General features: G+C 73.8%; 14 protein-coding genes, 1 pseudogene and 1 riboswitch. Of the genes and pseudogenes, 10 read left to right on the top strand and 5 right to left on the bottom strand.

The genetic code is table 11. The annotated features are described in order from the left end of the window. Nucleotides 1-4 precede the first annotated feature (4 nt). The 3 genes from OHA55_RS04460 to OHA55_RS04450 form a co-directional block, all read right to left on the bottom strand. Nucleotides 5-970: a cobalamin biosynthesis protein gene (locus OHA55_RS04460; RefSeq protein ID WP_266702981.1), complete on the bottom strand. Its 966-nt coding sequence runs from the start codon at nucleotides 968-970 to the stop codon at nucleotides 5-7. A gap of 124 nt (nucleotides 971-1,094) precedes the next feature. After that, nucleotides 1,095-1,221: riboswitch (cobalamin riboswitch) on the bottom strand. Between the two features lie 149 nt (nucleotides 1,222-1,370). Continuing rightward, a complete protein-coding gene (locus OHA55_RS04455; RefSeq protein ID WP_266702979.1) occupies nucleotides 1,371-1,601 on the bottom strand; it encodes a hypothetical protein in 231 nt (76 codons plus the stop codon). A 12-nt stretch (nucleotides 1,602-1,613) separates the two neighbouring features. After that, on the bottom strand, nucleotides 1,614-2,897 hold the full coding sequence (locus tag OHA55_RS04450; protein ID WP_266702977.1) for an inorganic phosphate transporter: 1,284 nt from the start codon (nucleotides 2,895-2,897) through the stop codon (nucleotides 1,614-1,616). A gap of 554 nt (nucleotides 2,898-3,451) precedes the next feature. On the opposite strand from OHA55_RS04450, the gene OHA55_RS04445 reads away from it, so the two are divergent. Both OHA55_RS04445 and OHA55_RS04440 read left to right on the top strand, forming a co-directional pair. Beyond that, nucleotides 3,452-4,579 (top strand): alpha/beta hydrolase, encoded by a 1,128-nt coding sequence (locus OHA55_RS04445; protein WP_266702975.1) that lies wholly within the window; start codon nucleotides 3,452-3,454, stop codon nucleotides 4,577-4,579. Between the two features lie 183 nt (nucleotides 4,580-4,762). Further along, on the top strand, nucleotides 4,763-6,091 hold the full coding sequence (locus OHA55_RS04440) for a hypothetical protein (protein ID WP_266710412.1): 1,329 nt from the start codon (nucleotides 4,763-4,765) through the stop codon (nucleotides 6,089-6,091). A 254-nt stretch (nucleotides 6,092-6,345) separates the two neighbouring features. Here the strand turns inward: OHA55_RS04440 and OHA55_RS04435 are convergent. Further along, nucleotides 6,346-6,699 (bottom strand): annotated as a pseudogene (locus OHA55_RS04435) (VOC family protein); the annotation flags it as partial. 202 nt (nucleotides 6,700-6,901) lie between these two features. Here OHA55_RS04435 and OHA55_RS04430 point away from each other — a divergent pair. The 3 genes from OHA55_RS04430 (at nucleotide 6,902) to OHA55_RS04420 (ending at nucleotide 10,039) form a co-directional block, all read left to right on the top strand. Next, complete coding sequence (locus OHA55_RS04430) at nucleotides 6,902-8,500, top strand: ABC-F family ATP-binding cassette domain-containing protein (RefSeq protein WP_266702973.1); 1,599 nt, start codon at nucleotides 6,902-6,904, stop codon at nucleotides 8,498-8,500. A gap of 381 nt (nucleotides 8,501-8,881) precedes the next feature. Continuing rightward, a complete protein-coding gene (locus tag OHA55_RS04425; protein WP_266702971.1) occupies nucleotides 8,882-9,103 on the top strand; it encodes a helix-turn-helix domain-containing protein in 222 nt (73 codons plus the stop codon). Nucleotides 9,104-9,247: 144 nt separating this feature from the next. Next, entirely contained in the window at nucleotides 9,248-10,039 is a 792-nt protein-coding gene (locus OHA55_RS04420) for an enoyl-CoA hydratase/isomerase family protein (protein ID WP_266702969.1), read from the top strand. A gap of 50 nt (nucleotides 10,040-10,089) precedes the next feature. On the opposite strand, the gene OHA55_RS04415 is transcribed toward OHA55_RS04420, so the two are convergent. Further along, nucleotides 10,090-10,938, bottom strand: coding sequence for a hypothetical protein (locus OHA55_RS04415; RefSeq protein ID WP_266702967.1), 849 nt, complete (start codon nucleotides 10,936-10,938; stop codon nucleotides 10,090-10,092). Between the two features lie 96 nt (nucleotides 10,939-11,034). Between OHA55_RS04415 and OHA55_RS04410 the strand changes: the two genes are divergently transcribed. From OHA55_RS04410 to amaP, 5 genes are all read left to right on the top strand, one after another. Next, nucleotides 11,035-11,514, top strand: coding sequence for an Asp23/Gls24 family envelope stress response protein (locus tag OHA55_RS04410; protein WP_266702965.1), 480 nt, complete (start codon nucleotides 11,035-11,037; stop codon nucleotides 11,512-11,514). A 108-nt stretch (nucleotides 11,515-11,622) separates the two neighbouring features. Continuing rightward, nucleotides 11,623-11,814 carry a hypothetical protein gene (locus tag OHA55_RS04405; RefSeq protein WP_266702963.1) on the top strand — a complete coding sequence of 64 codons (192 nt, stop codon included), beginning with the start codon at nucleotides 11,623-11,625 and terminating at the stop codon, nucleotides 11,812-11,814. Next, nucleotides 11,811-12,164, top strand: a complete 354-nt coding sequence (locus tag OHA55_RS04400; protein ID WP_266702961.1) for an Asp23/Gls24 family envelope stress response protein — start codon at nucleotides 11,811-11,813, stop codon at nucleotides 12,162-12,164. The genes OHA55_RS04405 and OHA55_RS04400 overlap by 4 nt, the downstream gene beginning before the upstream one ends. Next, entirely contained in the window at nucleotides 12,161-12,853 is a 693-nt protein-coding gene (locus tag OHA55_RS04395) for a DUF6286 domain-containing protein (protein WP_266702959.1), read from the top strand. The genes OHA55_RS04400 and OHA55_RS04395 overlap by 4 nt, the downstream gene beginning before the upstream one ends. Next, entirely contained in the window at nucleotides 12,850-13,437 is a 588-nt protein-coding gene (gene amaP / locus OHA55_RS04390; RefSeq protein WP_266702957.1) for an alkaline shock response membrane anchor protein AmaP, read from the top strand. The genes OHA55_RS04395 and amaP overlap by 4 nt, the downstream gene beginning before the upstream one ends. Nucleotides 13,438-13,470 lie beyond the last annotated feature (33 nt).

Genomic DNA, 13,470 nt, shown 5'->3' with positions numbered 1-13,470 from the left:
CTGCTCATGCCCGTCCTCGTTCCGTGATCAGGTGGTGCGCCGTCAGCCGTCCGGCGACGCAGACGGCCAGGGCCAGCACGCTCACCCGGCGCGACAGCCGCACCGCGCGTTCGATGTCCCCCGCCTCCACGGCCACGGCCCGCCCCTCGGCGCCGTTCAGCACCGGCCGGTGCTCGACCCGCCCGCCGTACGCGAGGGTCCCGCCCAGCCGTACGCCGAGCGCGCCGGCGAACGCGGCCTCCACCGGGCCCGCGTTCGGGCTCGGGTGCCGGCCCGCGTCCGCGCGCCAGGCCCGGACCGCCTGCCCCGGCCGGCCCCCGGCGACGGTGGCGAGGACGGCGGTGAGCCGCGCGCCGGGCCAGCCCACCAGGTCGTCCAGCCGGGCCGAGGCCCAGCCGAAGCGGCGGTGGCGCGGCGAACGGTGGCCGACCATCGCGTCCAGCGTGTTCACGGCGCGGAAGCCCACCAGCCCCGGGACCCCGCCCAGGGCGCCCCAGACCAGGGCGCCGACGACGGCGTCGGAGGTGTTCTCGGCGACCGACTCCACCACGGCACGGGCGATCCCCTGAGCGTCCAGCGCCTGGGGGTCGCGCCCGCACAGATGCGGCAGCCGCTCCCGGGCCGCCTCGACGTCCCCGGAGTCCAGCGCCGCGCCGACGGTCCTGGCCTCGCGGCCCAGCGAAGTACCGCCGACGACGGACCAGGTGGCGGCGGCCGTCAGCGCGACGGCCGCGGCGGGAGTGCGGCGCACGGCACGGGAGGCGAGCACGGCGGCGCCCACGGCGCCTCCGGCGCACACCAGGGTGTGCAGCGCGCCCCGGCCCCGGTGGTCCCGCCACAGGCGCTTCTCGACGGCGGCGGCGGCCCGGCCGAACCCGGCGACCGGATGGCCCCGGCGAGGATCGCCCAGCACACGGTCGGCGATCAGTCCGGCGGTGGCGCCGTACGCGAAGACGCGGTCGGCACGCACGGCTCAGCCCGCCGCGTGTCGGAGCGTTCCCGGCAGGTGTCGTAGAAGATCGGGCGCACGGCGGCCGGGCATGGCGTATGTCCTCACTCAGGGTCCGCGCCCTGGTTCGACGAAACGGCGACGAGAGTGTCCTGGCTCCCGGGTCGGCGGCCACCCCGGTCCCGTGCGTCCGCGCGCGGCGGAACACGGATCGGGGCGCCGCTCCCCGGTGACAGTGGCGGGACCGCGCCGGATTCGCACCGGCTTCCTCTGCTGTCGCCGTGAATGGCTCCGGCAGTCCACCACGCAGCGCGAAGGCCCGTCAACTCGCCGTTGACCTGCGGGGCCGGACCGTGCCGGGACGCACAGCGGGCCGGACACACACGGTGTGTCCGGCCCGGAGGTCTGGCGAAAACGCGCGTCAGGCGACGATCAAGTGGATGCCGTACGCGACCGCGGCCGCGCACAGCGCGAAGCAGGCGTACGCGCCGGTGCGCGCCAGCACGGCGGACGATCCGGAGCCGCCGCTCAGAGCCGCACCGGCCCGCTTGGCGAGACCGACGACGCCGAGGCTGAAGAAGCCGACGAGCGCCACGGTGACCACGAGGCTGACACCGAAGACGGTGGCGAGAGCTGCCCAGTCGATTTTCATGGGGTCGAGTCCTTACACCGCGGCCGGACGGGCCGGTTCGGTGGTCGACGCCGGGGCCGGCGTGGCGGGGAGGGGGGAGGGGATGGTGGCCGTGAGACCGCCGGCCGGGAGACCCGGGGCCGGTACTCCGGCGGGCGGCGGGGAGACGGCGGCGATGGCCGCGGTGACGACGCCCGCGGGCTCGCCCGCCCCGGCGACGTCGTGCGGGTCGAGCGGCTTGCGCCGCGACAGCATCCAGATGGCACCGGAGCCCGCGACGAGCAGCGCGGCGACCAGGGCGATGCCCCAGGTGCCCTGCCGGGTCAGGAACTCGGCACCCGCGCCGACCAGACCCGCCGCCGGGAGCGTCAGGCCCCAGGCCACGAACATCCGGGTCGCGGTGGACCACTTCACCGTGCCGCCCTTGCGGCCGAGTCCGGCACCCATCACCGCGCCGGAGCACGACTGCGTGGTGGAGAGCGAGAAGCCGAGGTGGGAGGAGGCCAGGATGACGGTCGCCGCGCCGGTCTGGGCCGCGAAGCCCTGCTGCGGCTGGAGGTCCGTCAGCCCGCTGCCCATGGTGCGGATGATGCGCCAGCCGCCGAAGTAGGTCCCCATGGCGATGGCCAGACCGGCCGAGCAGATCACCCAGACCGGCGGGTTCGAGCCGGGGGAGAGGACGCCGCCGGTGACGAGCGCGAGGGTGATGATGCCCATCGTCTTCTGCGCGTCGTTGGTGCCGTGGGCGAGCGAGACGAGACCGGCCGAGGCGATCTGCCCGACACGGTAGCCCTTGGCCGTCGACTCCAGCTGCGCCTCGTCGGTGACGTTCCGGCTGACGCGGTACGACAGCCTGGTCGCCAGCATCGAGGCGGCACCGGCCACCAGCGGGGCGGCGACGGCGGGCAGCAGGATCTTGGTGACGACGGTGCCGCCGTCGACCGAGGACCAGCCGGCGGACATCACGGCGGCGCCGATGAGCCCGCCGAACAGGGCGTGGGACGAACTGGACGGCAGGCCGACCAGCCAGGTCACCAGATTCCACAGGATGGCGCCGACGAGCGCCGCGAAGATGACCTCGGTTCTCAGGCCGTCCTCGTCGACGATCCCGCCGGAGATCGTTTTCGCGACCTCCACGGACAGGAACGCGCCGACCAGATTGAGGATGGCGGACATCGCCACCGCTGTCTTCGGCTTCAGGGCGCCGGTCGAGATGGTGGTGGCCATCGCGTTGGCGGTGTCGTGGAAACCGTTCGTGAAATCGAACACGAGAGCTGTCGCGATGACGATCGCGAGCAGCAGCGTGATGTGTTCCATTTACCCAGGCAATCGTTCGACGTCATTGGCAGAGGGAACGTAAGCAACCTGAGTGAACGGAAGATGAACTGGGCGGGGCATTGCGGTGCCCCTGTCATCGCGCCGGTCATTCCGCTTGTGTGCGCGGAGAAGTCCCGCGGGCGCCGGGGGCGGTGCGGGGACTGCCCTCGACCAGCGATTCACCCCCCGGCGGGGGAGGACATGGAGCCCCGGTGGGCCCATGAATGTCGTTCCGGTCACGTCCGGGCCGGAAGTTCCCTCCGCCCCCGATTCACAGGAAGGCCGTACCGGCGGTCCACGGGATCCTGTCCATGGCCGGGAAGAGCGCGGAAAACCTGCGGGAACCCCGGTCCGAGGCGCTCCGCGGCCACGGCCGGCAGCACTGAGACCCACGCCCCGGCACGGCCCCGCACCGCCCCGGCCGGGACACCCCCGCGCCGTCCCCACCACACCCCCCGCCGGCATCCCGGCGCGACACGCCCCACGACACGCCGGACCCACCGGACGGCCCATCCCGCTGGCCCCCCGCACCCCCTTGGCCCAAGACTGAAGCCGTGCGCCCGGCAACAGCGACGGCAGCGGCCGTCTCCACGATCCTCGGCGCCGGCGCGGCAGCGGTCGCCGTCGGCAGATACGCCGGCGGTACCGCTCTCACGGTCCCCGCCGGCCGCCCCCTCCCGGCCGATCGCGGCCTGACCGTGCACGCCACGGCACCCGGGCAGGTGACCCTGACCCGCTCCTTCGCCTCGCTGCGCCCCGGACTCTGGGGCCTGGCCGGACCGGGCGTCCACGCGGTGGTGGGCCCGGTGACCGACGAGCCCGCGTTCTCCGCCGACACCGTCGTCCGCCGCCTCGAACGCGTCACCCAGGGCTCCCTGGAGCCGGGCACCCGCGTCCGGGCCACCCCCGAGGTGCACCGCGGCGACCCCGGCACCGCCCTCGGGCTCGTCCACCACGAGGTGGAGATCCCCGGCGAACTCGGCGCACTGCCCGCCTGGTACGTCCCCGCCGACCGCGCCACCTGGGTCATCGCCCTGCACGGCATCGGCACCACGCGCGAACACACCCTCAACGTCACGGGCTTCCTCAACGGCCTCCGCCTCCCCGTGCTCGCCCTCGCCTACCGGGGAGACACCGGAGCCCCGCGCTCCCCGGACGGACTCGGCCACCTCGGCGCCTCCGAATGGCGCGATCTCGACGCCGCCATCCGTTACGCCCTCCGCTACGGCGCCGAGAAGGTCGTCCTGCTCGGCTGGTCCACCGGCGCCACCATGGCCCTGCACGCCTGCGTCGAATCCGCGCTCCGCGACCGCGTCGCCGGCCTCGTGCTGGACTCGCCGGTGATGGACTGGGAAACCACACTGCGGGCGCTGGCCGCGGCCAGGGGCGTCCCGTCCGGGCTGATGCCGCTCGCCGTCCGCGCGGCCCAGGGGAGGACCGGCCTTCGGGGCGCTCCGCTCCTCCAGAGCAGGCTGCCCACCGTGCTACGCGTCCCGACTTTGATCTTCCACGGCCCCGGCGACACCCTGGCCCCCTGGGGACCCTCCCGGGAACTCGCCGCCCTCCGTCCCGACCTGGTCGCCCTGCACACCGTGCCCGACGCACCCCACGCGTCGATGTGGAACCTGGGACCCGCCGCCTACGAGGAGACCCTCCGCCGCTTTCTCACGCCCCTGATGTGAGAGTTGAGAGCAAACCGCCCGGTTGGTGACGGCCGGGCGGGGGTGCCCGGACGGGGTGGCGGTGCCTCCGTTTGGGCTTTCGGCCCGTCAGAGGCAAGACTGCTCCCCGTGACGTCCCGTAACCCGCGCGACTCCAGGCTGCGACTTGTCCGCCCGCGACCCCTCGTCACGGCCCGCAAGGCCGTGACCACCCGCCGCACCAGGCCCGCCCCCCGCCCGCCCGAGGGCACTCCGCCACGCACCGAACTGGCCCGGCAGGCCAGGGAAGTGCTCGCCGCGGACGTACGGGTCGCCCACTGGGCCGCCGCCGACGGCGGCAGCCCCGGCGCGACGCCGCTCGCCGCACCCGATCTGGACCGTGCCGCCGCCGAACTCGGGCTCACCCCCGACCGGGTGCTGGCCGGCTGGGACCGAGCCCGGCTCGCCGGTCTCGTCGAGCTGCACGGCGACACCGTGCGCCCCGGCTGGCGCCTGCGCGCCTGGGACCGCGACGACTCGGCCGCCCTCCGCGGCTGGGTCGCGCTCTTCGACGCGTGGTCGCTCGTGCACGCCTCGCCCGAGGGCATCGAGGCGACCGCCGTCGCCGAGGCCATCGAGGCGGTGCCCCAGGTCCTGTCGCTCCTCCAGCTCTCGGCCGGCCCCGTGGCCGTACCCGTACTCCTGGACCTCCTCGGCCAGCGCGTCGCCGAGCTCCACGAGGAACGCTGCGAGGTGCCGTACGCCCCCGGCGCCGAGGGCGCACCGGCCGGTACGGGGCCGAGCGCTCCCGCCGCACCCTCCGACGAGCTGAACGCCCTGCTGCTCGACTGGGCCCTGGAGGGCCTCGCCGCCGTCGGTGCGCTCACCCTCGCACCGGGCCACGCCACCCTCACCCCGCTCGGCAACTGGGCGGTGTGGGTCAAGCTGGAGCAGATCTGCGTCGCCGCGCAGAGTCCGGCAGGGAACATCGAGCAGCCCGCCGCCGACATGCTCCTCGGCTGCGCCTCGCTCACCCCGGGCCCGGCCCGAGCCGAGTACCGGGCCTGGCTGGCCGCCCGCACGGTCGGCAGCGCCGTCGCCGAACTCCTCGGGGTCGCCCGCGGCGAGGACGCGCTGCTGCGCGGGCTGGCCTTCGAGGCGCTGCGCGTCGTCGGGGCCCCGGCCGAACCCGAGGTCCGCGCCGTCGTCGCGCACCCCTCGCTGCGGCCGTACGCCCTGCTCTGGCTCGCCGAGTACGAGGGTGCCGACCCGGACGACGCCCAGGAGGTGCTCAGCCGCGAGGAGGCCACCTGGCTCTGGGTGGACACGGCCGCGGCCGTCGCCGACCACGGCGAGACCGGGCTGCTCGTGCGCCACCTGGACTCCGCGGTCCAGGGCACCGTCCCGGCGCTGCTGGAAGAGGTCCGGGCGGTCGGACATCCGCGTACCGTCCAGGTCCTGGTGGCACTCGCCGCCGCCCACCCGGACCCCGCGCTCGCCAAGGCGATGCGCCGCGCCGCCTTCCAGGTGCACACCGGCGGCGCCCCCGCCTGACCCGAAGCGCCCCCGGACGCGGCCTTTCAGGCGGCGCCCGGGGCGTACGTCCCGAAGCTCCACACGTTGCCCTCGGTGTCCCGGGCCATGCGGGGGCTCTCGTCCGGATCTGGCTGGGCTCGCGTGCCCCGGCACCGCGCCTCGCGGCGTTGTCGTCGGTCGCCGACGCTCCGCGTCGCCTCCCTCCTCCGCCTTGCGACGCACGCCACCGGACCCCGCTCCCTGATCCAGCCAGATCCGAACGAGAGCCCCACGTCCCGCGACCCGTAGTCCTGGTCGGTCGGCGGCATGAGGATCTCCATCCCCTGTGCCGCCGCCCGCGCGTGGTGCCGGTCCACGGCCTCGGCCGAGCCGAGGACCACGTAGACGCCGACCGGGCCGCCGCCCGCCATGGCCCGCGCGAAGGCGCCCTCGCGCCCCCGGGACCCGAGCATCACCCTGCCGTTGCCCTGGGACAGCTCCGCGTGGACCACGGTGCCGCCCTCGTCCTCGTACACCGCTTCCTCGGTGAACCCCAGCACCTCGGTCAGCGTCCTGATCGCCGCTTTCGCGTCGTCGTACAGGACCGTCGGAAAGACCGTGGGTGTGCCGTGTGCCGTGTCCGTCATGGATCGTCACCTTCCGCCACTGGCCGCGTCGTGTGATCCCCGTCTCATTCTGGCACCGTCCGGCGGTCCGGGCCCATGCACGGCGGAGGAGTTGCGCACCGCCCGTAGAATGGGCCCATGGCAATTCTCCTTGTGCATTAGCGGCGTCGAGAGACCTCCGCCCTCGTCCCTCCGCCGTCCATACCGCCCTGGAGTCTTCCCCGTGATCACCGCTTCCGGCATCGAGCTGCGCGCCGGCGCCCGCATCCTCATCGAAAACGCGTCCTTCCGCATCGCCAAGGGCGACCGCATCGGCCTCGTCGGCCGCAACGGCGCCGGCAAGACCACCCTCACCAAGTGCCTCGCCGGCGAGGGCACCCCCGCCGGTGGCACGATCACCTCCTCCGGCGAGATCGGCTACCTCCCGCAGGACCCCCGCACCGGCGACCTCGACGTCCTCGCCCGGGACCGCATCCTCTCCGCCCGAGGCCTGGACGAGATCCTGCGCCGGATGCGCGAGAACGAGGACCGGATGGCGAACGGCAAGGGCGCCACCCGCGAGAAGGCGATGAAGAAGTACGAGCGCCTGGAGACGGAGTTCCTCACCAAGGGCGGATACGCCGCCGAGGCCGAGGCCTCCACCATCGCTGCCGCCCTCAGCCTCCCCGACCGGGTGCTGGGCCAGCCGTTGCACACCCTCTCCGGCGGTCAGCGCCGCCGTGTCGAGCTCGCCCGCATCCTCTTCTCGGACGCCGACACCCTGCTCCTCGACGAGCCCACCAACCACCTCGACGCCGACTCCATCGTCTGGCTGCGCGACTACCTCAAGTCGTACCGGGGCGGCTTCATCGTGATCTCCCACGACGTCGACCTGGTCGAGACGGTCGTCAACAAGGTCTTCTACCTCGACGCCAACCGGTCCCAGATCGACGTCTACAACATGGGCTGGAAGCTCTACCAGCAGCAGCGCGAGGCCGACGAGAAGCGCCGCAAGCGCGAGCGCCAGAACGCTGAGAAGAAGGCCGCCGCGCTCAACTCGCAGGCCGACAAGATGCGCGCCAAGGCCACCAAGACCGTCGCGGCCCAGAACATGGCCAAGCGCGCCGACCGGCTGCTCGCCGGGCTGGAAGCCGTCCGCGTCTCCGACAAGGTCGCCAAGCTGCGCTTCCCCGAGCCCTCGCCCTGCGGCAAGACCCCGCTGATGGCGGAGGGCCTCTCCAAGTCGTACGGCTCGCTGGAGATCTTCACCGACGTCGACCTCGCGATCGACAAGGGCTCCCGCGTCGTCATCCTCGGCCTCAACGGCGCGGGCAAGACCACCCTGCTGCGGCTCCTCGGCGGCGCCGAGAAGCCCGACACCGGCGAGATCATCAAGGGGCACGGCCTCAAGCTCGGTTACTACGCCCAGGAGCACGAGACCCTCGACCCGGAGCGCACGGTCCTGGAGAACATGCGCTCCGCGGCCCCGGACCTCGACCTCGTGGAGGTCCGCAAGACCCTCGGCTCGTTCCTCTTCTCCGGCGACGACGTGGACAAGCCCGCGGGCGTCCTGTCCGGTGGCGAGAAGACCCGGCTGGCCCTGGCCACGCTGGTCGTCTCCTCGGCCAACGTCCTGCTGCTCGACGAGCCCACCAACAACCTCGACCCGGCCAGCCGCGAGGAGATCCTCGGCGCGCTGCGGACGTACAAGGGCGCGGTCGTCCTCGTCACGCACGACGAGGGCGCGGTGGAGGCGCTCCAGCCCGAGCGCATCATCCTGCTCCCCGACGGGGTCGAGGACCTCTGGGGTGCCGACTACCGCGACCTGGTCGCCCTGGCCTGACCCGGCAGGGCGGCGCGGACGGGCCCGGTCCGGCTACGTCCGAGGCCTTCCCGAGCGAATGATCCACGCCGAATGGATCATTCGGCCTACGCGTGATCCCTCATCTGTGCGAGACGGTCTCATCCCTCGGCGCGGCGCCCGGCAGATACCTGCCGGGCGCAGTCGTTTTGGCGCCCCCGCCCCGGACGGCCCTGACCTGTGCGTTCTCTTTCGTGCTCTCCCCATCTGCCTCTTGAGCCCCTCGGAATGCTTCATTCCGCTTTCGTGAGGCCCTTCCCTGGCGCGGAATCGGGTTGTACGTACCTTGCCGAATGGGTGGCCAGGGCGCACGGTAGGGGTGATCATGAGAAACCAGAGCGCACTTCCCATGAGGAGGCACGGGTGGCCGAGACTCTGAAGAAGGGCAGCCGGGTTACCGGCGTCGCGCGCGACAAGCTCGCGGCAGACCTGAAGAAGAAGTACGACTCCGGTGCGAGCATCCGGGCGTTGGCCGAGGAAACCGGCCGCTCCTACGGATTCGTCCACCGGATGCTCAGTGAGTCCGGCGTAACCCTGCGGGGACGCGGCGGAGCCACACGGGGCAAGAAGGCCGCATCGGCCTGACGGTCGGCGGCGGGTCCCGGGCGCGGCAGCGGGTCCACCGGAATCGGAGTGGACCACCCGGTCGGTCACACGGTCGGCCAGGTGGTTACTGTTCAGTCACTTAGCTGGTGAAGTGCTGACAGCACCCCGATCCGGAGGCGCACGATGACCTCGCTCGACCCGCTGCTCGACAAGGACGGCGTACGACTCACCGTCGAAGACGCGGTCGCCACGGTGACCCTGACCAACCCGGCCAAGCGCAACGCTCAGTCTCCCGCTCTGTGGCGGGCGTTGACGGAGGCCGGGCGGGCAGTCCCCGGTACCGTGCGGGTCGTGGTGCTCCGCGGCGAAGGCAAGTCCTTCTCCGCGGGCCTCGACCGCCAGGCGTTCGCTCCCGAGGGCTTCGACGGTGAGCCGTCCTTCCTCGACATGGCGCGCGGGCCCGAGTCCGGGCTCGACGCCATCATCGCCGAGTACCAGGAAGCTTTCACCTGGTGGCGGCGGAACGACATCGTGTCGATCGCGGCCGTCCAGGGCCATGCCATCGGGGCGGGCTTCCAGCTCGCCCTCGCCTGCGACCTGCGGATCGCCGCCGACGACGTGCAGTTCGCCATGCGGGAGACCAGCCTCGGGCTCGTCCCCGACCTCACGGGAACCCACCCCCTGGTGCACCTCGTGGGGTACGCCCGCGCTCTGGAGATCTGCGCCACCGGCCGCTTCGTGGCGGCCCCGGAGGCCGAGCGCACGGGCCTCGCCAATCTCGTCGTCCCCGCCGACCAGCTCGACGCCGCGACCCAGGACCTGGCCGCCGCCCTGCTGGCCGCGCCGCGCGACGCCGTGACCGAGACCAAGGCGCTGCTGCGCGGCGCGATCTCGCACACGTACGAGGAGCAGCGCGCCGCCGAGCGCGCCGCCCAGGGCCGCCGACTGCGCGACCTGGCCGGCCTCACCGACTGACGGGCGCCCGCGAGGGCCGGCCGGCTCCCCGCCGGGTGCCGGCCCGGCCCTCAGCCGCGTTCCGGCGCCTCCACCACCGCGGTGACCAGCACCGAGACCGGAGGCCCGTCCTCCAGCACGCCCGTCACCGCCGTGCGTACCGCGCGGGCCACGTCGAGCGCGCGGTGTCCGTCCGCAGTCGCCACCTCGACCCGTACGTGATCGGCGGAGGTGGTCACCGGGGCCCCCAGCACCCGGGTCAGCGAGACCACCCCGGGGACCGCGGCCGCGGCCAGCCCCGCCGCCCCGGTGTCCCGCCCCGCACGCACCTCGGGGCGGGGGAAGGCCACCCGGTCGCGTGCCGTCGCGCCCGCCGGGGACGTGCCGGCCGAGGGCCCGCCGTCCGTGTGAGCGGCCGTCCGCTCCTCTTCCAGCAGGCCCGTCACCCGCAGGTCCACCTCCGCCACATCGAGCCCGAGCCGCCGCGACGCCGCCTCCAGCAGAGCTTCCCGGAGCAGCGCGGCGGAGGTGGGCAGCGGCCGGCCGGCGGTGGCGGCGAACTCCGCCTCGATCCGCAGCGGCCCCCGCGGCAGCGCGCTCGGTGGCGCGGGTGGCCTCTGGGCGTGCCCGTCCCGGGGCTCTTTCCCGGGTCCCGTCCCGTACCGGGCCCCGGTCGTCGTCTTCGGATCCTCCCCCGGCGCCCCGGGGGCCGAGCCGGCCATCGCCGTGCCGATGCGCAGCCGCCCCACCACCGCCCCGGGCCCTGCCGTCGAATCCCGCAGTACCGACGCGGCGGCCCGCTCGGCGATCCACGCCTCGTCCGCCGGACCGCCCAGAGGGAGCAACCGGCCGAGCCCCAGCCGCTCGCGCACCGAGGTCGCCCATCCATCCGCCCGCCGGGGGCCGTCCGCCGTTGTCATCGCCCCAGCCTGCCGCATCCGCAGCGCGAATACGGACAAGCGCACCTAATGTGGGCAAGGGAGTACACCCCTGCCCCATCGAAGGGATGAGCGGCCATGAGTGAGACCACCACGCAGCGCCCCGGCCCGGACGCCTCCGGCGAAGGCAGGAGCCTGACGAAGCGCGGCGGCGGCGACGCCGGCGCCCGAGGGCGCACCACGATCGCGGACGGGGTCGTGGAGAAGATCGCCGGACTGGCGGCCCGCGACGTCGACGGTGTGCACGCCATGGGCGGCGGGCTGTCCCGCAGCTTCGGCGCCATGCGCGACCGGGTGCCCGGCGGCGGAGGCAAGTCGCCGGCGCGCGGAGTGAAGGCCGAGGTCGGCGAGTCCCAGGCCGCGCTCGACCTGGAGATCGTCGTCGATTACGGCGTGGCCATCCACGAGGTGGCCCGTGACGTGCGCGAGAACGTCGTCGCCGCCGTGGAGCGGATGACCGGGCTCGAAGTGGTCGAGGTCAACATCGCGGTCAGCGACGTCAAGCTGCCCGACGAGGAGGACGACGAGGACGACGGTTCGTCCTCGCGGGTCCAGTAGTCCGGGCCGCACCGTGCGCCCGGCGGCCCATCACGCCCCGTGGCCCGGCGGACCGCCGGCCCACCTGGTCCGTTTACCCCTGCGCGTCGAGGGAGTTGAGGAGTCAGCATGAGCATGGCCGTGGTCGGCATGGTGGCCGGCATGGCGCTCGGATTCGCCGGTTACTTCGGCGGATTCGGTGCCTTCCTGCTGGTCGCCGCACTGGGCGCGGTCGGCTTCATCGCCGGCCGCTTCCTGGACGGCGACTGGGAACCCGGCGACTTCTTCCGGAGTCGCGAGCGCGGCGACCGGCAACGGTGAACCCGGTGACCGGCCCGGTTCCCGCGGCGGAGCGCGGCGAGACCCGGATCGCCGACCGGGTCGTCGCGAAGATCGCGGCGCAGGCCGCCCGGGAGGCGATCGACAAAGTCCCCGAGGACGGCTCACCGCCGAATGCCTCGGTCACCGTTCACCGTGACTCCGCCCGGGTACACGTCAGCCTGGAGCTCGGTTACCCCGGCGACATCGGCCGTAGTTGCGGTGCCGTACGCCGCCAGGTGGCCGAGCGGGTGAAGACGCTGGCGGGAATGGAGGTACCCGAGGTGGCCGTACGGATCGAACGCCTGCACTCGGCGGACACCGGCTCCTCGGCGCGCGGGAGGATCCGGTGAGCGAGCCCTCGTACCAGGACGGCGGCGACGAGCACCGCACCCAGCGGCTCCCCGTCGTCGGCCCCCCGGAGCCGCCCGGCCCCGGCCTGAACGCCTCCTCGTCCTCGTACCGGCCCGTCCCCGCCGCGGACGAACCGGCCGGCGGACGGGCCGGACGGTTCTGGTCCTCCCGCCGCGTCCCGGCCGCCCTCCTCGCACTCGTCGTGCTCGGCGCCTCGGGGCTCTTCCTCTACGACGTGGCGGCGGTACGCGCCGACCACCCGGCGATGGAGTGGCGGCACACCCTCGCGGACGGCCTCGCCGAACGCACCCTCGACGACGTCTGGGTGCTCACCGGAGCCGGGATCGCCGCCGCGCTCGGACTGTGGCTGCTCCTGCTGGCCCTCACCCCGGGGCTGCGCTCCCTGCTGACGATGAGCCGGAGACACCGCGGGGTGCACGCCGCCCTCGACCGGACCGCCGCCGCCCTGGTGTTGCGCGACCGGGCCGTGGAGGTCTCCGGGGTGCAGTCCGTACGCGTCAAGTCGGGACGCCGCAAGGCAACCGTCCGGGCCGTGTCGCACTTCCGCGGACTCGACGAGGTGCACGCCGACCTGGACACCGCGCTCACCACCGCCGTCGGCGAACTCGGTCTGGCCAAGCCTCCGAAGCTGAACATCCACGTCCGCCGGGCCCCCAGGAAGGGATGAGCGCCATGCTCCGCACGGTCAACCGGGTGCTGCTCGCCCTCGCCGGACTGATCCTCGTCGCGGTCGGCGGCACCGTGCTCGCCACCGGCCTCGGCGTTTCGATGCCGTCCTGGTTCCCGTGGAACGGCAAGTCCGACGTGCTGCTCGCCGACGCGGACCGGGAGCGCTGGCGCGACGAGGGCTGGTGGTGGCCGACCGTCATCGCGATCCTCGCCGTCCTCGTCGTGCTCGCCCTGTGGTGGCTGCTCGCGCAGCTGCGGCGGGCCCGGCTCTCCGAGGTGCTGGTCGACAGCGGCGACGGCGAGGGAGCGCTGCTGCGGGGCCGGGCCCTGGAGGGCGTGCTCGCGGCCGAGGCGGGCAGCCTCGACGGGGTCGCCGGCGCCCAGGTCGCGCTGACCGGCCGCCGGACCGCCCCGCACGCCCGCGTCCGTATGCGGCTGGAACCCCACGCCGTCCCGGCGGAGGCGCTCCGCGGCCTCTCCGACGAGGCGCTGGCCCACGCCCGCGCCTCGGCCGGACTGGAGAAGCTGCCGGCCGAGGTGCTGCTGAAGGCCGTCAAGCACCGCGCGGAGCGCGTCACCTGACGGAGCGGTAGGTGTGTCGCTCGGAGTTCTCGG

The organism is Streptomyces sp. NBC_00102, assembly GCF_026343115.1.
Classification (GTDB): Bacteria; Actinomycetota; Actinomycetes; order Streptomycetales; family Streptomycetaceae; genus Streptomyces.
Note: the sequence above shows the minus strand (reverse complement) of the source record. Positions and strands in the feature narration are given on the sequence as shown.

Coding starts and splice junctions, on each gene's coding strand:
- OHA55_RS04455 (WP_266702979.1), bottom strand. CDS start 1,601: ATGAAAATCGACTGGGCAGCTCTCGCCACCGTCTTCGGTGTCAGCCTC.
- OHA55_RS04450 (WP_266702977.1), bottom strand. CDS start 2,897: ATGGAACACATCACGCTGCTGCTCGCGATCGTCATCGCGACAGCTCTC.
- OHA55_RS04420 (WP_266702969.1), top strand. CDS start 9,248: ATGACCTCGCTCGACCCGCTGCTCGACAAGGACGGCGTACGACTCACC.
- OHA55_RS04415 (WP_266702967.1), bottom strand. CDS start 10,938: ATGACAACGGCGGACGGCCCCCGGCGGGCGGATGGATGGGCGACCTCG.
- OHA55_RS04410 (WP_266702965.1), top strand. CDS start 11,035: ATGAGTGAGACCACCACGCAGCGCCCCGGCCCGGACGCCTCCGGCGAA.
- OHA55_RS04405 (WP_266702963.1), top strand. CDS start 11,623: ATGAGCATGGCCGTGGTCGGCATGGTGGCCGGCATGGCGCTCGGATTC.
- amaP (WP_266702957.1), top strand. CDS start 12,850: ATGAGCGCCATGCTCCGCACGGTCAACCGGGTGCTGCTCGCCCTCGCC.